The organism is Tropicimonas sp. S265A, from assembly GCF_049800835.1.
Lineage (GTDB): Bacteria > Pseudomonadota > Alphaproteobacteria > Rhodobacterales > Rhodobacteraceae > Dinoroseobacter.
Genome location: NZ_JBNAFU010000001.1, coordinates 1098189 through 1117423 on the forward strand (window position 1 = coordinate 1098189; position 19235 = coordinate 1117423).

18 protein-coding genes are annotated in these 19235 nt (G+C 64.2%); 13 read left to right on the plus strand and 5 right to left on the minus strand.

Going from position 1 to position 19235, the window contains the following annotated elements:
• Positions 1 to 203: 203 nt before the first annotated feature.
• On the minus strand, positions 204 to 2003 hold the full coding sequence (lepA, locus tag ACP15N_RS05430) for a translation elongation factor 4 (RefSeq protein ID WP_425091200.1): 1800 nt from the start codon (positions 2001 to 2003) through the stop codon (positions 204 to 206).
• A 534-nt stretch (positions 2004 to 2537) separates the two neighbouring features.
• On the opposite strand from lepA, the gene ACP15N_RS05435 reads away from it, so the two are divergent.
• The 8 genes from ACP15N_RS05435 to ACP15N_RS05470 all read left to right on the plus strand — a co-directional run bounded on the left by ACP15N_RS05435 (position 2538) and on the right by ACP15N_RS05470 (position 10966).
• Positions 2538 to 2966: a hypothetical protein gene (locus ACP15N_RS05435; RefSeq protein WP_425091201.1), complete on the plus strand. Its 429-nt coding sequence runs from the start codon at positions 2538 to 2540 to the stop codon at positions 2964 to 2966.
• 1167 nt (positions 2967 to 4133) lie between these two features.
• A complete protein-coding gene (locus ACP15N_RS05440; protein ID WP_425091202.1) occupies positions 4134 to 4889 on the plus strand; it encodes a MipA/OmpV family protein in 756 nt (251 codons plus the stop codon).
• A 238-nt stretch (positions 4890 to 5127) separates the two neighbouring features.
• Positions 5128 to 6309 carry an aspartate aminotransferase family protein gene (locus tag ACP15N_RS05445; protein WP_425091203.1) on the plus strand — a complete coding sequence of 394 codons (1182 nt, stop codon included), beginning with the start codon at positions 5128 to 5130 and terminating at the stop codon, positions 6307 to 6309.
• The gene (locus tag ACP15N_RS05450; protein WP_425091204.1) at positions 6299 to 6838 is read left to right on the plus strand and encodes a GNAT family N-acetyltransferase; all 540 of its coding nucleotides are present in this window, start codon (positions 6299 to 6301) and stop codon (positions 6836 to 6838) included. Before ACP15N_RS05445 ends, ACP15N_RS05450 begins: the two co-directional genes overlap by 11 nt.
• Before the next feature lies 1 nt (position 6839).
• Positions 6840 to 7766, plus strand: a complete 927-nt coding sequence (argF, locus tag ACP15N_RS05455) for an ornithine carbamoyltransferase (RefSeq protein WP_425091205.1) — start codon at positions 6840 to 6842, stop codon at positions 7764 to 7766.
• A gap of 63 nt (positions 7767 to 7829) precedes the next feature.
• Positions 7830 to 8945: a hypothetical protein gene (locus ACP15N_RS05460; RefSeq protein WP_425091206.1), complete on the plus strand. Its 1116-nt coding sequence runs from the start codon at positions 7830 to 7832 to the stop codon at positions 8943 to 8945.
• Between the two features lie 21 nt (positions 8946 to 8966).
• The gene (locus ACP15N_RS05465; protein ID WP_425091207.1) at positions 8967 to 9995 is read left to right on the plus strand and encodes an endonuclease/exonuclease/phosphatase family protein; all 1029 of its coding nucleotides are present in this window, start codon (positions 8967 to 8969) and stop codon (positions 9993 to 9995) included.
• A 287-nt stretch (positions 9996 to 10282) separates the two neighbouring features.
• Entirely contained in the window at positions 10283 to 10966 is a 684-nt protein-coding gene (locus ACP15N_RS05470) for a VPLPA-CTERM sorting domain-containing protein (RefSeq protein ID WP_425091208.1), read from the plus strand.
• An 84-nt stretch (positions 10967 to 11050) separates the two neighbouring features.
• On the opposite strand, the gene hrpB is transcribed toward ACP15N_RS05470, so the two are convergent.
• Positions 11051 to 13492 carry an ATP-dependent helicase HrpB gene (gene hrpB, locus ACP15N_RS05475; protein WP_425091209.1) on the minus strand — a complete coding sequence of 814 codons (2442 nt, stop codon included), beginning with the start codon at positions 13490 to 13492 and terminating at the stop codon, positions 11051 to 11053.
• A gap of 22 nt (positions 13493 to 13514) precedes the next feature.
• Positions 13515 to 14243 (minus strand): DUF3108 domain-containing protein, encoded by a 729-nt coding sequence (locus ACP15N_RS05480; RefSeq protein ID WP_425091210.1) that lies wholly within the window; start codon positions 14241 to 14243, stop codon positions 13515 to 13517.
• A 147-nt stretch (positions 14244 to 14390) separates the two neighbouring features.
• On the opposite strand from ACP15N_RS05480, the gene meaB reads away from it, so the two are divergent.
• The 3 genes from meaB (at position 14391) to ACP15N_RS05495 (ending at position 16668) form a co-directional block, all read left to right on the plus strand.
• Positions 14391 to 15413, plus strand: coding sequence for a methylmalonyl Co-A mutase-associated GTPase MeaB (meaB, locus tag ACP15N_RS05485; protein WP_425091211.1), 1023 nt, complete (start codon positions 14391 to 14393; stop codon positions 15411 to 15413).
• 151 nt (positions 15414 to 15564) lie between these two features.
• Positions 15565 to 15852 carry a 50S ribosomal protein L28 gene (gene rpmB / locus ACP15N_RS05490; protein ID WP_425091212.1) on the plus strand — a complete coding sequence of 96 codons (288 nt, stop codon included), beginning with the start codon at positions 15565 to 15567 and terminating at the stop codon, positions 15850 to 15852.
• 171 nt (positions 15853 to 16023) lie between these two features.
• On the plus strand, positions 16024 to 16668 hold the full coding sequence (locus tag ACP15N_RS05495; RefSeq protein ID WP_425091213.1) for a VPLPA-CTERM sorting domain-containing protein: 645 nt from the start codon (positions 16024 to 16026) through the stop codon (positions 16666 to 16668).
• 19 nt (positions 16669 to 16687) lie between these two features.
• On the opposite strand, the gene ACP15N_RS05500 is transcribed toward ACP15N_RS05495, so the two are convergent.
• Positions 16688 to 17143 carry a MarR family winged helix-turn-helix transcriptional regulator gene (locus ACP15N_RS05500; RefSeq protein WP_425091214.1) on the minus strand — a complete coding sequence of 152 codons (456 nt, stop codon included), beginning with the start codon at positions 17141 to 17143 and terminating at the stop codon, positions 16688 to 16690.
• Positions 17136 to 18242 (minus strand): Acg family FMN-binding oxidoreductase, encoded by a 1107-nt coding sequence (locus tag ACP15N_RS05505; protein ID WP_425091215.1) that lies wholly within the window; start codon positions 18240 to 18242, stop codon positions 17136 to 17138. Before ACP15N_RS05505 ends, ACP15N_RS05500 begins: the two co-directional genes overlap by 8 nt.
• A 120-nt stretch (positions 18243 to 18362) precedes the next feature.
• Between ACP15N_RS05505 and ACP15N_RS05510 the strand changes: the two genes are divergently transcribed.
• Both ACP15N_RS05510 and ACP15N_RS05515 read left to right on the plus strand, forming a co-directional pair.
• Positions 18363 to 18716, plus strand: coding sequence for a hypothetical protein (locus tag ACP15N_RS05510; protein ID WP_425091216.1), 354 nt, complete (start codon positions 18363 to 18365; stop codon positions 18714 to 18716).
• Positions 18717 to 18752: 36 nt separating this feature from the next.
• The gene (locus ACP15N_RS05515; protein ID WP_425091217.1) at positions 18753 to 19229 is read left to right on the plus strand and encodes a copper chaperone PCu(A)C; all 477 of its coding nucleotides are present in this window, start codon (positions 18753 to 18755) and stop codon (positions 19227 to 19229) included.
• The last annotated feature ends 6 nt before the right edge of the window (positions 19230 to 19235 follow it).

The following is a 19235-nucleotide window of genomic DNA, read 5'->3' on the forward strand; positions in this document are numbered from 1 at the left end:
GCTGAAACGCGTCGCTTAGGTACCGGCATGCCGTGGTTGGTGCGCCGCGAATCCTACTGCAGCCGTAAAGCGCCCGTTGCTTCGCAACCTATTTCGCCCGATCGCCCGGCAAAACGGTGGCTGCCTTTTGATGTCCGGGGCTCCGCCCGTTCGCGCCTCAATCGCTCCACTGGAGCGATTGCCGGGCACGCCCGGACCGGCGCTTACCCATCCATTTTGAGGGCGGATATAAACGCCTCTTGGGGGATATCCACCTTCCCGAACTGGCGCATCTTTTTCTTACCGGCCTTCTGCTTCTCCAGCAGTTTCTTCTTCCGCGTCGCGTCGCCGCCGTAGCATTTCGCGGTGACGTCCTTGCGCAGGGCCGAGAGGGTCTCACGCGCGATGACCTTGCCGCCGATGGCCGCCTGGATCGGGATTTTGAACATGTGGCGGGGGATGAGGTCCTTGAGCTTCTCGCACATGGCGCGGCCGCGCTGCTCGGCCCGGTCACGGTGGACCATGGTGGAGAGCGCGTCGACGGGCTCGTCATTCACGAGGATCTGCATCTTGACGAGGCTGTCCTCGCGGTAGCCGGTCATCTGGTAGTCGAAAGACGCGTAGCCCTTGGTCACTGATTTCAGGCGGTCGTAGAAGTCGAAGACCACCTCGTTCAGGGGCAGGTCGTAGACGACCATGGCGCGGGTGCCGGCATAGGTCAGGTCGATCTGGATGCCGCGGCGGTCCTGGCAGAGCTTGAGCACATCGCCGAGGTAATCATCGGGCACGAGGATGGTGGCCTTGATGCGCGGCTCCTCAAGGTGGTCGACATGGGTGAGGTCGGGCATGTCGGCGGGGTTGTGCAGTTCGATCATCGACCCGTCCTTCATGTAGATGTGGTAGATGACGGAGGGGGCGGTGGTGATCAGCTCGATATTGTATTCGCGCTCGATCCGGTCGCGGATGACCTCGAGGTGAAGAAGGCCGAGGAAGCCGCAGCGGAAGCCGAAGCCGAGGGCGGCGGAGGTTTCCATCTCGTAGCTGAAGGAGGCGTCGTTGAGGGCGAGCTTCTCAATCGCGTCGCGCAGATCCTCGAACTCGGCATTGTCGACGGGGAAGAGGCCGCAGAAGACGACAGGCTGGGAGGGTTTGAAGCCCGGCAGCGGGGTTTCGGTGCCCTTTTTCTCATGCGTGACGGTGTCGCCGACGCGGGTGTCGCGGACCTGTTTGATGGAGGCGGTGAGGAAGCCGATCTCGCCGGGGCCCAATTCGTCGATCTGTTCCATCTGGGGGCGGAAGACGCCGATGCGGTCCACGGGGTAGATCGCGTTGGTGGACATCATGCGGATGCGGTCGCCCTTTTTCAGCACGCCGTCGACGATGCGGACGAGGACGATCACGCCGAGATAGGCGTCATACCAGCTGTCCACCAGCATGGCCTTGAGGGGGGCGTCGCGATTGCCCTTGGGCGCGGGGAGGTGTGCGACGATGGCCTCCAGCACCTCGTGGATGCCCTGCCCCGTCTTGGCCGAGACCGGGATCGCGCCGGAGGCATCGATGCCGATGACATCCTCCACCTGCTCGGCGACGCGGTCGATATCGGAGGCCGGCAGGTCGATCTTGTTGAAGACGGGGACAAGTTCATGGTCGGCGTCGATGGCCTGATAGACATTGGCGAGCGTCTGCGCCTCCACCCCTTGCGTGCTGTCGACGACCAGAAGCGAGCCTTCGACCGCGCGCATGGAGCGGGACACCTCGTAGGCGAAATCCACATGGCCCGGCGTGTCGATCAGGTTCAGCACATAGGCCTCGCCATTGTCGGCGACATAGTCGATGCGGACGGTATTGGCCTTGATGGTGATCCCGCGCTCGCGCTCGATATCCATGGCGTCAAGCAACTGCTCCTTCATATCCCGATCCTGCACCGTGCCCGTCTCCTGAATGAGGCGGTCAGCGAGGGTGGACTTGCCGTGGTCGATATGCGCCACGATGGAGAAATTGCGGATATGCGCGAGGTCGGTCATGGCCGAGGATATGTAGGGGTTTTGGGGGCTTGGCAAGTGTCGAAGATGATCCGCGCCCCGAGCGGTGATCCGCGCGGGGGACGGATCGAATTTGAGACGGGCGGAGCCCTTTCGTTGGGACCAACACAAGCTAAGCTTGGGTAGATGACTTGAAAGGTCACAATGCATCCAGTGACGGCGCAGGCGTTGGACTGATAGGCTTGAGGATATCGACTGTCATTAGACGGCTGGACTTGGTCTCCTGTCTCGGCAAGGCAGTGCAAAAAAGAGCAAGCGGGCTATGCCTTCTTGAAGGTTTTGACGCCAAATCAAGAGAATGGGGGAATATTTTTCTAGTCGCGATCACCGTCACCGATACTAGAAGAATGCCTGAGCCAGCCAATAACCCACATTAAGGGATCTTCGAAGCAGCATCAGCGAAGTTGACGGAGAAGCGCGGGAAAACAGCAACCACACTGAGGAGTTTCAGTTGCACAAACCTTGGAAAGGTGCAGTTTAATTCTCAGAGCATGATGACCCATAGATGAGAGTGCAATGAATTTAAATATGACCTCAAAAAACTTTGTTTCGCTAACTGTGTTATTGTGGTTTGGGTCAGCGACAGTCAATTCTGCTGAGACAATGTCTCTTGGGCGAGCGGTTGATTGTGCGGCAGATGCTAAATATGCCGCTGACGTAATTGAGTATCTGCGCAACAGCGGACTTGAAGTGAGCTTTGACCAGGTCGAAGCGGCTCAAGCTTTCAGGGCCAGAGCTTTTGAAAATGCAGCTAGGATCGCTGTCGAAAACAGTCTCACGGAAGACGATTTCTCTAAGCAGTTAGCATCAACCAACGAAAGCAAACAGCAAGGGTTCAATACGATGGTGCAGAGCCTAGGGGCTGAACAAGCTATGAGAACTGTTGTAGATCGAGCCTTAGAGTGCAGAAGTGAATTTACGGAGCTAGGAATAGCGGTTTTCTAATTTTGCTTCTTATTGGCTTTCGAGCAATCAGGAATGACTGACTAGCAGGAGGTCGGAAGCGGAGGGGGTGGCAGAATCCACGCCCGCAGCGGACGCGGTTTCGCTCCTGATAGGTCAAGAAAACACCAGGTTTCGTGGTTTTGAGATTGCTCTTTCGAGTTTCATCGCAACATATTGACTTTTTCTGGGGCACTTGACACGGTGAGAGTTGATCCCGTGCGTCAAAGCTTCGGGACCCGGTGAACCTGATAGCCGGGGCCATTGCCGACATATGGCTGAAATGGTTGCGGTATTACGGATACACGCCGCGGATGGGACGCAGATAACCAAGAGGGACCTGCGGCCTGCAAATTGCGAAGCTATGCCTAGAGCTACGGTGCGCGGAACGCGCGACTAGGCACAACGACATTCAGATAACCCTACGTTTCCGCATAGCGGCGCGTGGGGTTTTTCGTGGCCCTGTGGGATCGGCTCACAGGGCTTTTCTGCGTTCGCGTAAGCGAACACTCCTATCCTGACAGGATGTTGGATGCTGGAAGACCTTATTATCGGGCTTCCGCTCAACCTCTTGGCGTGTGCCATATGGCACTACATCGCCAAGTGGCTTGACCGGAAATAATCCCGGACATCGACCTACTCCAAGGTAATTTACAGAGCTGAAAAAACCGCTCTTGAGCGTATGGGGACGGTGCGCCTTTGAAATATTATGTCAGCACTAATGACCTTTTTAAGCGGCGCTCGCGAAGAAGCCTTTTTCTAAAGGGAGCCTCAAGGGCAGCGCCCGGCCCGAGGGTGGGTGCGGAAGCGCCCGCCCTTGGGGGCGGGTCGGGCGCTGCCCGACGTGCCGCCGGGCGAGGGAGTTGGGTGGCGTGGTCCTCTTTTTCTTCAGTTTTCGCCGCATGAGGCGTGTGGGATGGGATTGCCTTTCTGGGCATCTGGGGCGCTGTGGTTAAGGTCTCTGGGGAGGCGGTGCGACGTTGGTTTGCGCCCAGCTTTGAAAGGGTGTGCGCCCGCAGTTGGCTTTGCCAACCGCGTATCCGCACGCGTTGACCGCGATTGCGCGGTCAACGGGGACAAAAACCCGTGTGTAAGTCATTGAAGGCTTGGGAAAACGGGCCATATCGCGGTATGGTTGTGGTGCGCCCCTCTGCGCCCGGAAAGGATGACATGCTCTCTGTGACCCGCCTTGTTGCTGCGCTGGCGCTTGTTGCGCCGACGGTTGCGCTTGCGCAGGACGCGCCGCGCGAGGGGCGGCAGGATGGATGGAGCCTCGGGCTCCTGGTCATTGGGGACACCAACCCGTACCTGGGGCAGGACGAAGATATCCTGCCGCTGCCGCTGATCAGTTTCCGGCAGGGCCCGTTCGCGGTCAGCACCGAAGGGGTGGAGTATTCGTTTCTGGAAAGCGGGCCATGGCGGCTGACGGCGGCGGCGCGGCCGCGGTTTTCGGGCCTGATCTCCACCGATGGGGACCAGCTTGACGGGATCGACCGGGAGGTGACCGGCGATCTGGCCCTGGAGGCGCAGTACGATATCGGGCGGTTTTATGCGCGCGGGGCGTTGCGGCAGGAGTTCACCGGCGAGCATGACGGGCAGGAGGCGCGGTTGCGCTTTGGCGCGCGGCAGCGGTTGGGGACGGTCGGCCTCGACTGGTCGGCAGGAGCCGCGTGGCAGAGCGGCGATCTGAGCCGGTACATCTACGGTGTGGACACGGATGAGGTGGCGCCCGGGCGTCCGACCTACGATCCGGGCAGCGTGGTGGTGCCGTTTGTCTCGCTCTCGGCGCGGTATCAGATCAACGAGAGCTGGAGCCTGCTTGGCTCGCTACGCGGCGATTTCTTCTCGGACGACATTACCGACAGCCCGATCATCGAGGATGACACGCTGGTCTCGGGCGGTGTCGGGTTCGTGTTCCGGTTCTGAGCCGGGCGTTTCGCAGCCTTGATTTCTGTCTGGGCGCAGGGTACGCCCAGCGCAGCACAACCGTGAAAGGGACGGCCATGATCGCCGTGACAGACATCCGACGAGGTTTGCGCCGCTAGGCGACCCCCTTCCCTGCCCCGCGCGCCGGGGCATTCCGTGCTGCAACTCAAATCGAAATTGACACTGGACGGGGCCCTTGGCACCAATGGGCCTTCCTGCATCCCGAGAGGACAGACCGATGATCCCTGCGATCCTGCCGACCTATAACCGTGCGCCTTTGAACTTCGTCAAGGGCGAGGGCACGTGGCTGATCGAGGCGGATGGGCGACGTTTTCTGGATCTGGGCGCGGGGATTGCGGTGAATGCGCTGGGGCATGCGCACCCGGGGCTGGTCGCGGCGCTGACGGCGCAGGCGGAGACGCTTTGGCATGTCTCGAACCTCTATCACATCGGGCCGCAGGAGAAGCTGGCGGAGATGCTGGTGGCAGCGACCTTTGCCGACACCGTGTTCTTCACGAACTCGGGCACGGAAAGCTGCGAGTTGGCGGTGAAAATGGCGCGCAAGTATTTCTTTGACGCGGGCCAGCCCGAGCGGGTGGAGATCCTGACGTTTTCGGGCTCCTTCCACGGGCGGTCGGCGGCGGGGATTGCCGCGGCGGGGTCCGAGAAGATGACGCACGGGTTCGGCCCGCTTCTGCCGGGGTTCCGGCATCTGCCGTTTGGCAACCATGAGGCGCTGCAGGGGGCGATTGATGATCGCACCGCAGCGATCCTGGTGGAACCGATCCAGGGCGAGGGTGGCATCCTGCCCCTGCCCGACGTTTGCCTGAAGGGTCTGCGGGAGCTGTGCGACGCCAATGGCATCCTGCTGATCCTGGACGAGGTGCAATGCGGGATGGGGCGGACCGGCAAGCTGTTCGCGCATGAATGGGCCGGGATCGCGCCGGATATCATGATGGTCGCGAAGGGCATTGGCGGGGGCTTCCCGCTGGGTGCGGTTCTGGCCACCGAGGATGCGGCTTCGGGCATGACGGCGGGCACGCACGGCTCGACCTATGGCGGCAACCCGCTGGCTTGCGCGGTGGGCTGCGCAGTTATGGAGGCGGTCACAGCGCCGGGCTTTCTTGAGGAGGTGACCGCGCGCGCAGGCCAGTTCCGGCAAGGGTTGGAAGGACTGGTCGCGGAGTATCCAAGCGTGTTCAGCGCAGTGCGCGGATCGGGTCTGATGCTGGGGATCGTCTGTGCAGCGCCGAACATGGACGTGGTGAACGCGGGCTACGGGGCAGAGGTTCTGATGGTGCCAGCCGCAGACAATGTCGTGCGCCTGTTGCCGCCGCTGAACATCTCCGAGGCGGAGGTGGCCGAGGCGCTCTCGCGGCTGCGGGCCACGGCGGAAACGGTGCAGGCCCATGCCGCCTGAGTACCGGTTTGAACCGGTCACGCGGGCGGATTACCCGATGCTGCGCGGATGGCTCGCCCTGCCCCATGTCCGGGCGTGGTGGGGCGATCCGGACTATGAGATCGGCCTGATCGAGGACGAGGTCGAGGGCGATCTGTGCGACATGCGCGTGGTCTGGGCCGATGCGCCCTTTGCGTTCGTGCAGGACTATCCCGCAAAGGCTTACGGGTCGCCGCAATATGGCTATCTGCCCAAGACAGCCCGCGCGATTGACACGTTTCTGGGTGATCCGGCCTATCTGGGGCGCGGGCACGCGGCGGGCTACCTGAGGGCGCGCGCGACGCAGCTTCTGGAGGGGGGCGCGCCGGTCGTGGTCGTTGACCCGGACCCGACAAACACACGCGCGATCGCGGCGTATGAGCGGGCGGGCTTTGTGGCCGGTCAGGTCGTGCCCTGCGAAGATGGCGAGGAGGTCCTGGTGATGGAAATGCAGCGCCAACACCCCACAAGCAAGACGGACGGGCCACGTGCGCCTGCAAAGGACGATTGAGATGACGCATTTTCTGGACATTCACAAAACCGACGCGGGCGAGTTGCGCCGCATGCTGGACCACGCCGCGGCGATGAAGACCGCGCGCGCCGGACGCCCCAAGGGCATGCCCGACGATGAAAGTCCGCTTGCCGGGCGTATGGTCGCGCTGATCTTCGAGAAACCCTCGACCCGCACGCGCGTCAGCTTTGACGTGGGCGTGCGCCAGATGGGCGGGCAGACGATGGTCCTGTCGGGCAACGACATGCAACTGGGGCATGGAGAGACCATCGCCGACACCGCCCGAGTTCTGAGCCGCTACGTCGACATGATCATGATCCGCACCTTCGAGGAAACCACGCTGCAGGAGATGGCCGATCACGCCACTGTGCCGGTGATCAACGGGCTGACCAACCGCACGCACCCCTGTCAGATCATGGCAGACATCCTGACCATCGAGGAGCATCGCGGGCCGGTTGCGGGCAAGAAAGTGGTCTGGTGCGGCGATGGCAACAATGTCTGCGCGTCCTTCCTGCATGCCGCCGGGCAGTTCGGCTTCGACATGGTGTTCACCGGCCCGCCGACGCTGGACCCGGAGGCCGAGTTCATCGAAGGGGCGCGCGCCAAGGGTGTCTCGGTCGAGATCGAGCGCGACCCGATCCGCGCCGTCGCGGATGCGGACGTGGTGGTGGCCGACACCTGGGTGTCGATGCATGACAGCCAGACGACGAAGGAACGCCGCCACAACCAGTTGCGCGCCTATCAGGTCAACACCGATCTGATGGCGCGGGCCAAGCCCGATGCCCTGTTCATGCACTGCCTGCCCGCGCATCGCGGGGAGGAAGTGACCTCGGAAGTGATGGATGGCCCGAACTCGGTGATCTTCGACGAGGCCGAGAACCGCCTGCACGCGCAAAAGGCGATCATGCGCTGGTGTCTGGGCGTCTAGCCGCCCTTGTGCCGAAACGGGGATTGAGGGATCGTCCCACCCTGTAAAGGTCGGAGGGTGCAGGTGGATATCGCGATTATCCTGGGCGCGTTTTGTGTTGGCGTGATCTCGGTCACGCTCGCCTACTGGCGCGGCGGGCGCAGTTGGACGATCCTCGGCGCGATCCGGGGGCCGTTGGACAAGGACGGCAAACGCGTGCGCCGTCTGAAATTCAAACCCCGCTCGGGCGTTTACGGCGAGATTCTTACCCTTTTCCTGCTGGCCGTGCTGGTATTCGGGGTCAATTTCCTGACCGACGATGTCAGCATCTGGGGCCTGGTGCAGCAGTTCCCGTCGGTCGCAGTGTCGTGTCTGACACTGATCTGCATCCTGGTGCTGCTGTTTGACAGCCAGATCATGCGGAAGGCGGCGCAAGACGGTCGAAGCCAACGCTATCGCACATGGCTCAAGGCGGGGTATGTCGCGTACTTCCCGTATGCCGTCGTGAATTTCTCGTTCATGATCCTGATCGTTGTGCTGGTTGTCGCGCAGACGTTCGCGTTCGCGCCGGATATCCGCGCCATAACATCCCTGCTGGACACGCAAGTGGCCAACCTGGGCGCGGCTGCGCTGTCGCCGGATGACAGGATGGTTGTCGTCGAAGAAATCTTCGGCACGATGGCAAAGGGCGCGGGACTGATGGTGGATCAGATCAACGCGCTCATCCTTTTGGTGCTGGCGAGTTTTTGCGTGCGCGTTCTGGTGCGCTATACACCGATTTCACAAGCCTATACCGAAACGTCTTTGCAGTGGTTCGACCGCCTGTTGTTCTTGTCCATCGCTTGCGTCGCGGCAGCGGCATGGTCTGTGCACTACTTCACGTATGACGGGTTTTTCGGCACGGCTCTGGTGGCGCTGGACCAGCAACGCGCGGCCATCGCAGCCGGCGGGTGGGAGATGTTGCAGCGGTTCAATGACATCTACCTGAGCCTCAGCAAACAACGCGGGCTGACCGGCTTCATGATCGCGCTGACCAGTGACCGGGGCGGGTTGCTTCTGGCATTGAGCCTTGCGGTCTGGCTGAGCGAGCGCCGCAAGACCCAGCTGGACGCGGACACAGACGCGCAGGATCGCGTGGTGCACGTACAGTGCCCGGCCACCGAGGCCGCCAAGACACGACAATCGGCCGATGCGTCCTAGGTTCCGGATCGGACGCGGCGCGTGAGCCTTTGGAGCGTCCTCACGGCCGGGCTGGTGGCCTACGTGGCTGCCGTGGTCTGGCTCAACCGGACAGCTGTGTCGGATGCGGGCCCGGTGGTTCTGACAGCGCAGGCTGCGTCGCGGGTTCTGGACCGGTCCGAAATCTCGGTGAGCACATGGAACCTCGGCTATGGCGGACTGGGGGCCGGTTCTGACTTCGTCGCAGATGGGGGCGCGCGGTTCTTTCCGCCTTCTCGCGCGGATGTGGCGCGCAACATAGACGGGATTGCCGCGATCGCCGCGGAGTTGGGCACGGATGTCATGCTCTTTCAGGAGGTGGCAGACCCCGGGCCGCTCACCCTCTGGCAGCCTTTGACCGCTGCGCTGCGCGACGCCGTTGCCGCGCCGGTTTTCTGGGTCAAGCCCGATGTCGCGACCCGGTTGCTGCCCTGGCCGTTCAAACTGCGGCACGGGATGGTCGTTGCGACCGACCTGACACCGACAGAGGGCCTTGTGACCCCGATTGCGGGGGAGCCGAAGCCGATGCTCGGGCTTCTGAACCGGCGCTACGGGCTGCAAACCCTGATCACCGAGGCAGAGAACGGCGCGCAGTGGGCCCTCGTCAACATCCACCTGTCCGCGTTCGACGATGGCGGGCATTTGCGTCGGCGCCAGATCGGGGCGGTGTTCGCGCATGCACAGGCGCTCCATGCGCGCGGGATGCATGTGGTGATCGGCGGGGATTGGAACATGCAGTTGACCGAGACGGATTTTCCGCACCAGACGCCGGACGACATGCTGTTCTGGCTGCACCCGTTTCCCGATGGCGCGCTGCCCGCGGGCTGGACGCTTGCGATCGACCCGACGACGCCCACGAGCCGCTCGTTGGACCGGCCATTCACGCCCGGGATCAACTACACCACCATTCTGGACGGGTTCGCGGTTTCGCCCAACGTCGAGGTCGTGTCGGTCACGACGCGCGACACGGGTTTCGAGATGTCGGACCACATGCCGGTCAGCGGGCGATTCCGGGCGCGCGTCCGCAAATAAGGCAGCGAATTGCAAACAGTAATCCGGAAATGCGCGGATTGCCGCCAGATCGGCTCCAGTTGGCCCATGACCTGTGGATTGTAGCAAGAATGCGCCACAAGCCCCGGCGAATGCAGCATTTTTTTGGCAAGGCCGTGCGAATCGCGGTATACAACGAAAAGTGTGTGTATTTGGGTGTCAAACCTGCCTGTTCATCGCGTTTTTCTGCTCATCGGCGCCTGCCGCCATTAACACAAGTTGATAATATGCTGCGTTCTACAACTCTTAAGCGAACAGCGCCCGCCTTCGTGCTTGCGACATGTCTTGCAGGCACCGTTGGCCATGCCGCCACCTGCGATACGGGCTGCACCCCGCTGACGATCGAGTTTTCTTCAGGCCCGTATGCGAGCACCATCTACAACCTGCCCGCACCGTTCGCGAAGCCGGGCGACGAGATCGGCCCCTACACCACAGGTATGGGCGCATCCGGCTCCGTGACGCTGGATGTGAGCGGCAAGACCGGGCCGGGTGCGCAACTCTTCCCGGTTCTGTCCTTTGGCGTCTCCGACGGTTTGTTTGACGTTACCGAAAAGATGCCCGATGTGTCTGCCTCTGCCGAAGCCGCAATTGACGAGGACGGCAACCTGACATTTTTCGAAGTGGTCCTTGGCTGGTTCGGCATTCTCCCGACCAGCGCCAACGGCATCGAGGTCAGCAGCGTGACCGGGACCAAGGTCGGGTATTCGACAGAGTATTTCGCGGATCAGTCCGCGGTATCGACCAATCCGGACGACGAGTGCTCGATCCTCGACGACACCTGCATCGTGTCCGCTTCCGCCAGCACGGATGCGCCCGCGAAAGTGTCGGTGAAGGACGACCCACAACTGAAACTGGCCGGTGCAGACCCGCTGACGGCAGTGCCGCTTCCGGGGGCGCTTCCGCTTCTTGTCATCGGTTTGGCAGGGTTCGCCGCCCTGCGTCGCAAGGCGTAGCGACCTTCGCAAGAGCGCAACAGGCCCCGGCATTGCCCGGGGCCTTTTTTTGCCGTTTGCATGCGACCTTCGGCAGGGCGCGGGTCATTTCCGCGGTTTCGCCCGCACGGTCGGGTCGGCGGTGGTCGGGTCCTCGGGCCAAGGGTGCTTGGGGTAGCGCCCGCGCATGTCCTTGCGCAAGTCCAGATACCCTCCCCCCCAGAACCCCGGCAAGTCAGAGGTCACGGCCACCGGCCGGTGCGCCGGGGACAGGAGGCTGAGTTTGACCGGCACGCGCGCCGGCCCCACGCACGGGTGCCGGGTCGTGCCGAAGAACTCCTGCACGCGCGCGGCGGCTTCGGGACCGGTCTCGGTATACTCGATGGGCAGTTTGCGCCCCAGAGGCGTCGTGATGTGCGGTGGGGCCAGATGGTCGATCTGCGCAAGCGTGTCATAGCCGATCCACCCGGCGAGCGCGTCATGGGGGTCGATCCCCTTGAGGTCGCTCGCCCCGCGTACCTCACCCAACAGCGGCAGAAGCCAGGCGTCGGCTGCCTCCAGAAGGCCGGTTTCGGTGACATCCGGCACATCCATGCCCCCGGCCCTGCACAAGGCGGCCCGGGCCAGCAGGCGCCGGGTGCGCCCGGACAGGCCAAGGGCTTGCAAACCCAGATCCCGCACCCCGTCCAGCGCGGCCGCGGCGCGGGCCTGCGCCGGTGCGTCGACCCAGGTCCGCGCGTCGAGCACAAGGGCACCGAAACGTTCCTCGTTCCGGGCAATGACACGGCGGTCGCGCTTGGACCAATGGCACGTGTCGTGCCAGGCGATCTGATCGGCGAAAAGCGCGCGCATGTCTGCATCGGAGATTTCAACGGCCTGGCGGATGCGCGCCTCGCGCGGGTCGCCGTCAAGATCGGTGGCCACCAGAAGGCGGGTTCCCGACAGGGCAGCACCGGGGGCCATGTACGCCCCCTTCCCGCCCGAAAGCAGCCAGCGCGGCGCGGCGCCCGCGCGCCGAAGACCAATGCGGTCGGGATAGGCCAGCGCGGCTTGCGCGCCAAGAGTCATGGGGACGGCGTCGGGCAAGCCTGCGCCAAGGCGCTTTGCCTCCGCCCGCACCCGGTCACGCGCGGTCTTGCTGGGCGCAGGGGCACGCCCGCGCAACACGTCGAGCCGCCGGTCGAGCCGCACGCCCGCGTCCCGGTCAAGATCCCGCTCCGACAGGAGGGCGGCCAGATCCGCGGCCTGCCGCCCGGCAACCCCCAGCATGTGCGCGATCCGCGGGTGGGTCGGGCGGGCCGCCACCGCGCGGCCATGCTCGGTGATCCGGCCCGCAGGGTCGAGGGCGCCGAGCATTTGCCCCAGGTGCACGGCCTCCGCCCAGGCCCCTTCCGGCGGCGGGGTCAGAAATGGCAGGTCGCCCGGCACCGCCCCCCACAAGGCGAGTTCCAGCACCAGCGCGCTCAGGTCGGTCATCTCGATCTCTGCCGGGGCGAAGGCCGCCAGCGCGCCTTCCTCCCCCTTGGTCCACATCCGGTAACACACCCCCGGCGCCACCCGGCCAGCGCGCCCGGTACGCTGCGTGGCCTCGGCCCGCGTGACCCGCTCGGTCACGAGGCGCGCCATGCCTGAGCCCGGATCGAATCGCGCACGCCGCGCGCGTCCGCCGTCCACAACGATCCGCACGTCTTCGATCGTCAGGGATGTTTCGGCGATGGACGTGGCCAGCACCAGCTTGCGCCCCGACGACACGGGCGCAATCGCGGCGCGTTGTTCGGACAGGGGCATCGCGCCAAAGAGCGGTCGGATCGCCATGTCACCGGGCACCCGCCCCGCCAAAAGCGCCGCCGTGCGACGGATCTCCCCCTCGCCCGGGCAAAAGACCAGCGCACTGCCCGGGGCTTCGGCAACCGCCTGCACGGTCAGATCTGCCAGAGCAGCCTCGAACCGCGCCTTCGGTCCCAGCGGTCTGGGCAGGTGGCGTAAGTCCACATCGAAGGCGCGCCCTTCAGACGTGATCACCGGCACATCGCCCATCAACGCCGCCACCGGGTCTGCGTCGAGCGTAGCCGACATCACCACCAGCCACAGATCGTCCCGCAGCGCGCCCCGCACCTCTAGCGCCAGCGCGAGGCCCAGATCGGCGTTCAGCGAGCGTTCATGGAACTCGTCGAAGATCACCGCCGCGATGCCGGGCAGGTCCGGGTCGGACTGGATCATCCGGGTCAGGATGCCTTCGGTCACCACCTCGATCCGGGTGGCGTTGCTGCGCTTCGACTCCCCGCGGATCCGGTAGCCGACGGTCTGTCCCACATCCTCGCCCAGGGTCGCCGCCATACGCTCCGCGGCGGTCCGGGCGGCCAGCCGTCGCGGCTCCAGCATCACGATGCGGCCAGCGATGCCGGCCTCCAGCAGTGCCAGCGGCACACGGGTGGTCTTGCCCGCGCCCGGCGGAGCCTGCAGCACCGCGCCGCCCCGCGCCCGCAGGGCCGCGACCAGCTCGGGCAGCACCCCATCCACGGGCAGGGATCCGTCAAGAACACTCATGTCCGCAGGCTTATCCCGGCGGTTACCGGCGGCGCAACTCCGCGCGGCCAAAGCTGGTCTGCGTGGTCACCCGCGTCACCTGCCAGTCGCCTTGCGGGCTTTGCGCATAGGTCATGGTGAAGGGAAACCGCGACCGCTCCGCCATTTTCTCGGGCGACCAGCCCTGAATGCGACGATACTCGCCCTGGCAGGTGATCGAGCCGTTGTCCTGCACGGCGGGGTTGCGCAACCGAACGCCGCTGCGGCGTTTTCCGTCGAACACCGTGATGTCGAGCGCACAGACACTGTCGCGCGGCTGGTCGCGCAGGCTGGCCCAGATCGCAGTCATCGGATCGACCGTTCCGCCCTGCCCCGACGGATCGACGGCAAACGGATCACTATCACGCGGCGGGGTATAGCGCTTGACGGACGGCGTCCCGCGCCGATAGCCCATCTCGGCGGTGGTGACCCCCTCCCCATCGTTGCGGGTTTCGGTGAACGAAAACGGGGTGTAGCGGCCGGGTCCGCGTTTCCGCCCGCGCGCGGTCGCCTCGTAGCTGGCGTCGGAGACGAACCGCGCCAGCCCGGTCGTGCGCAGGACACCGGTCACGGCGTATGCCGTACCTTGCGTGTTGGCGATGTATTCGACATTCGCCGCGGTCACGCCGCGCAGGCTGACATCGAACACCGCGCGCTCGGTTTCGGTGGCCGCAGCAGGCAGGCTCAGGGCAAGGCTCAGACAAAGGACGAGAGGGCGAAGAGGTCTGGTCATGGCGGGTTCAAGCCTCCGGAACGGCTGGTGCAAGGCTGGACAAGCCTGCCCTGCACAAGGCAGATAGGGCGCGTCCGTTCCCCTGACAGATGGCGCGCAGGGGGGTGCTAGTCCATAGCAGCGCCGAACTGAGAGCCTGAACGCCCCGTGACCGCCGAAACCGCCCCTGCCCGCACCCCCGACCTTGACACGCTGGCCACCCGCATCGCCGACGGAGAGCGTCGCGCGCTGGCACGGGCGATCACGCTGGTCGAAAGCACCCGGGCCGAAGACCGCGCCAAGGCGACCGCGCTGTTGCAGCGCCTGGCCGGGCTGAAGCGCGAGGCGCTGCGGATCGGCCTGTCAGGCACCCCTGGGGTTGGTAAATCGACATTCATCGAAGCGTTCGGCATGAGCCTGACCGCACAGGGGCTCAAGGTCGCCGTTCTGGCGGTGGACCCCAGTTCCACGCGCACGGGCGGCTCCATCCTGGGCGACAAGACCCGGATGGAGCGGCTGTCGCGCGAGCCGAACGCGTTCATCCGCCCCTCGCCCTCGCTATCGGAACTGGGCGGTGTGTCGCGCCGCACGCGCGAGGCCGTGGCCTTGGTGGAGGCCGCCGGATTCGATGTCGTGCTGATCGAGACGGTCGGGGTCGGTCAGTCCGAGACCATGGTCGCCGAGATGTCGGACCTGTTCATCCTGCTGCTCGCCCCGGCGGGAGGCGATGAGCTGCAGGGGGTCAAACGCGGGATCATGGAGACAGCCGACCTGATCCTCGTGAACAAGGCCGACGGCGATTTGAAACCGGCAGCCACCCGGACCTGCGCCGACTACGCTGGGGCATTGCGGCTGCTGCGCAAGCGCCCCGAGGACCCCGAGGGCTTCCCCAAGGCGCTGATGGTCTCGGCAATCGAGGAAAACGGGCTGGCGGAAGCCTGGGCGGAGATGACCGCACTGGCGGACTGGCGGCGCGAGACCGGACACTGGGCCCGGCGGCGTGCCGATCAGGCCCGAGGGTGGTTCGAGGCGGAGGTCCGTCAGGGTCTGCTGGCGCGCCTGACCGAGGATCACCGGACTCGCGCGCGCATGGACGCGCTTGGTGCACAGGTGGCCGAGGGCGCGGTGTCGGCCAGTCAGGCGGCGTCGGATATCCTCGCCGCACTTGAAAAACCGCACGAAAAGCCTTGATGAATCGCTTGACCTGCCCGGGCATCCATCGTATCCGGCACGCCTGAGATTTGAGGCGTGCCCTGCGCGCGCCCAGGACGACTGCGAGATCACCCGGATTTCAGGTCTTCCGAACCGAGACCGAAACGTAACTGAGACGAGGAGCGAGCCGATGTCGCGCCGCTGCGAATTGACTGGAAAAGGCGTCATGGTTGGCAACAACGTGAGCCACGCCAACAACAAGACCAAGCGGCGCTTTCTGCCGAACCTGAACGATGTGACCCTGCAATCCGAAGCGTTGGGTCAGGGTTTCAAGCTGCGGATCTCTGCTGCGGCGCTGCGCACGGTCGATCACCGTGGCGGTCTGGATGCCTTCCTTGCCAAGGCAAAAGACGCTGAGCTGTCCGCCAAGGCTCTGAAAATCAAGAAAGACATCGCAAAGGCGCAGGCCGCCGCCTGACGCGCTTGCACCGTTGCATGGGCATGTGCCCCGCCGGACCTCCGGCGGGGTTTTTTCATGTCATGCCGCCGGCAACGGCAACGGTTTGTTAAGCAGATTTCGCTAGCGTCCAGGGCAATCGCGGCCCGGATTCCTGTCCGGTCCGCCGTCCTCTGACCTGCGGGGTTCCCGATGCGCCTGTTCCTGATCGCTGTCCTTTGGGCTTTGATTGGTCCTGCCGTTGCGGCATCCGCTGCGACGCTGCAAGTCTATACCGACGAACAAGGCCTGCAGGCGGACCTGCGCAGCTATCAGGTTGAACGTTTCGCGCATGTGGTCGGGGATGGGGTCGAAACACCTTACAACGACTACGATATCCCCGCGGCCTTTCGCTACAATGGGTTCACGATCATCAAGACATATGCGCGTTTTGGCACGGGGTCCCTGCCGGGCACATGGCGGGGACGACCCAGCTCGGTTCAGCCCGATGTCATTGTCTTCGACGCCCCCATCACCGGCTGGGGCGCGCAGATCCTGACCCAGGATGGCGGCAACGGAACGGGTATCCTGATCTTCAATGGGTCCGACATGGTCGGCGCGGTCGGCACCGGCAAGACCATGAACAACGCCTATTTCGGCTTCGTGAGCGATACGCCGTTCACGGAAATCGTGCTGCTGTCGGGCCTGCGCAAACACGGCAAATCCGGAGCGGACACGTACCGGCTGGACAACATGACCTTCGGCAACAGCGTGAGCGTCGTTCCCTTGCCCGCGGGTGTCTGGCTGTTGCTGTCGGCTCTGGCAGGTCTGGCGATCGTGCGGCACCGACGCCCGTGACGTGCGCGGAACACGCCAGTCAGATCTTTACGCTGCGGTTGGCATCCATGACCTCTCGAAGGGCTTGAAGTTTCGGCGCGAGAGCCCGAACCGTATCTTCGGGCACGAGGGATGCAAGATGCGCGATATCCGGACCCAGCGCCGCAATGGCCTCGTCGCGAAAGCTGCGTCCCGCCGGAGTGATCCACACCTGCTTGGAGCGTTTGTCATCGGGGTTTGGACGGATTTCCACCAGCGCGGCGGTCTCCAGCCCGGACAGGGTGTGGGTCATGGTGGTCTTGGGCACCTGAAATGCCCGGGCCAGCGCAAGCGGGGTCTGCCCGTTCCGCACGCGGATCAGATGGTTGAGGACGGTGAAATGCGACACCAGGAACCCCTTGGGCAACCGCGCCTCAAGCAAGGTGCGGCTGAGTTGTTCCAGGATGCCTATTTCATTGAAAACCTTGAAATAAAGCGCATGTAAGTCGTCAGACATTCCGCAATCGCGTTTCCACTGGCCAGCGCGGGGTGCGCGGGGTCAGGGCACCGTAGCCGAGTAGGCCCAGCATTTGAACCGTCTCGCCCGGAGCGGCAAACTCGGCGTGCACCGCCTCGTGGAACGGCTGCACCTCGGCGTATTCCTGCAAGGCCTGGCTGACCGGGCGGAGGGCCAGCCCCGCAGCAGTGGTCGCGAGGTTCAATCGCAGCCAGCGGCGGCCCGTTTCGACCTGGTCCACGCGGGTGTTGCCGCGTGTCTTGAGCACCACCATGGCCGGGGCGCCTGCGATGGCGTTGGATGTGTCCTCGATCACGCCTCTGGTGCCCGGATTGTCGGGATCTGCCGCCGCCTCCCGCGAGAGGAGGCCCAGCAGTGCGAGACTTTCCATCATCGGTCCGCCGACATCGATGCCATCGGGGTGCGCGTTGATCTCGGCCTTGCCGATCCGCAGCAGGTCCACGCTCTCGTGCCACGCGGCTGGGGTGGCAGCCTCTGCCAGCCAGGCCTGCCGGGCGAGCTCGCGCAACCGGTCGCGGCGAGGGCCGCTGTCATGGATGTTGGCAAGGCGTGACAGAGAGGGCAAGAGTTCGGGGGGAACCGCTCGCGCCTCGAACCCATCCTTGTGCGACCGGCGGTTCATGACATGCGCAAAGAGCGGATCTGGCCTGGCGCGTCCGGCGCGAAACGTGCAGGCGGCAACCGGTCCCTCCTCCCCCGCCGGAAAAAGGTGTGTGTCCACAGCGAACCCCTCCTCGGCGGCGGCAATCTGCATCAGGCCCAGAAAGCACCCCATGCTGATCGTCAGTTGCCGGGCGTACGGGTCCGTGACCGGCAGATCGCGGGTCGGATCGCGCCAGATCGTGACCCTATCCGCGCCAGAGAGTTCGGCCAGCCAAGGCTGCCGGTTATGAGCGTTTGGCGCAAGCACGGCGAACGAGAGAGCCCGCAAACGCGGATCGGCGTACTGTCCTGCGGCGTCCCATGGCGCAAGGGCCCGGGTTGGCGTCCGTGTGGCCAGAAACGCTGTCGTCGGCAGAGCAGCCAGCACGACCCCTCCCCCGACCAGCCCGATCATCTTTCTGCGTGACATGGTCATGATATATCTCCGTCGTAATACCGTACGATATCGCACTATATACAATTCGATATCGAACTATCAAGCGCGTGTGCGAAAAAGTCACTGGCGAAGAAGAAGTGGAGCGCATACATCGACGTCATGCGGTACACGCGGGTCTTTTTTGCTGCGCTTCTGGCGGTGATCCTGGGGATCACAAGCATGACAATGGCCGTCGCCCGGGGCGAGATGGCATCCGGAGTGATGCTGCATGAGCTGTGCATCGATGGCGAAGCGCGCTTGGTGGCGATCGGACCGGATGGCGCACCGGTCGAAGACGGACATGTTTGCCCCGATTGCGTGATGGGTACGCTCGGGGCGCCCGGCACAGGGCAGCCGGATGCTTCGGTATCCACTGCGGCGCGCGCGGCTGACCCGCTTGCCCCGCCCGTCCGGCTTGTATCGCGCCGTATCTGGCAGGCCGCCCCCGCCCGTGCACCCCCTTCGTACGTCTGAACCCTTCCATCTTTTCAGACACATTCGGAGACTGACATGTCCTTCAAATCCTTCCTTCTGGGCGGCGCGGCGGCGCTGCTGACCCTGCCTGCTTTCGCCGGCGATATCCTCGTGAAAGACGCATACGCGCGATCCGCTTCCGCAGTTGCCAAAACCGGCGCAGCCTTCATGGAAATCGAGAACACGGGCGCCGTGGCGGACCGTCTGGTTGCAGTGCGGTCCGATGCGGCGGCGCGGGTCGAGCTTCACACGCACCTGAGCGGTGGCGACGGCATCATGCGCATGGTTGAGGTCAAGGATGGTTTCGAGATACCAGCCAACGGCGCGCACATGCTGAAACGCGGCGGCGATCACGTCATGTTCATGGGGTTGACCGGACCCCTGACAGATGGCGAGACCGTTTCGGTCACGCTGGTGTTCGAGCACGCCGGCGAGGTCGCCGTGGAGATCCCCATCGACAGCAAGCGTATGCCCGAAGGTCACGGAGGCCACGGGGCTCATAAAACGCACTGAGGCTTG

Coding starts and splice junctions, on each gene's coding strand:
- lepA (WP_425091200.1), bottom strand. CDS start 2,003: ATGACCGACCTCGCGCATATCCGCAATTTCTCCATCGTGGCGCATATC.
- ACP15N_RS05435 (WP_425091201.1), top strand. CDS start 2,538: ATGAATTTAAATATGACCTCAAAAAACTTTGTTTCGCTAACTGTGTTA.
- ACP15N_RS05440 (WP_425091202.1), top strand. CDS start 4,134: ATGCTCTCTGTGACCCGCCTTGTTGCTGCGCTGGCGCTTGTTGCGCCG.
- ACP15N_RS05445 (WP_425091203.1), top strand. CDS start 5,128: ATGATCCCTGCGATCCTGCCGACCTATAACCGTGCGCCTTTGAACTTC.
- ACP15N_RS05450 (WP_425091204.1), top strand. CDS start 6,299: ATGCCGCCTGAGTACCGGTTTGAACCGGTCACGCGGGCGGATTACCCG.
- argF (WP_425091205.1), top strand. CDS start 6,840: ATGACGCATTTTCTGGACATTCACAAAACCGACGCGGGCGAGTTGCGC.
- hrpB (WP_425091209.1), bottom strand. CDS start 13,492: ATGAGTGTTCTTGACGGATCCCTGCCCGTGGATGGGGTGCTGCCCGAG.
- ACP15N_RS05480 (WP_425091210.1), bottom strand. CDS start 14,243: ATGACCAGACCTCTTCGCCCTCTCGTCCTTTGTCTGAGCCTTGCCCTG.
- rpmB (WP_425091212.1), top strand. CDS start 15,565: ATGTCGCGCCGCTGCGAATTGACTGGAAAAGGCGTCATGGTTGGCAAC.
- ACP15N_RS05495 (WP_425091213.1), top strand. CDS start 16,024: ATGCGCCTGTTCCTGATCGCTGTCCTTTGGGCTTTGATTGGTCCTGCC.
- ACP15N_RS05500 (WP_425091214.1), bottom strand. CDS start 17,143: ATGTCTGACGACTTACATGCGCTTTATTTCAAGGTTTTCAATGAAATA.
- ACP15N_RS05505 (WP_425091215.1), bottom strand. CDS start 18,242: ATGACCATGTCACGCAGAAAGATGATCGGGCTGGTCGGGGGAGGGGTC.
- ACP15N_RS05510 (WP_425091216.1), top strand. CDS start 18,363: ATGCGGTACACGCGGGTCTTTTTTGCTGCGCTTCTGGCGGTGATCCTG.
- ACP15N_RS05515 (WP_425091217.1), top strand. CDS start 18,753: ATGTCCTTCAAATCCTTCCTTCTGGGCGGCGCGGCGGCGCTGCTGACC.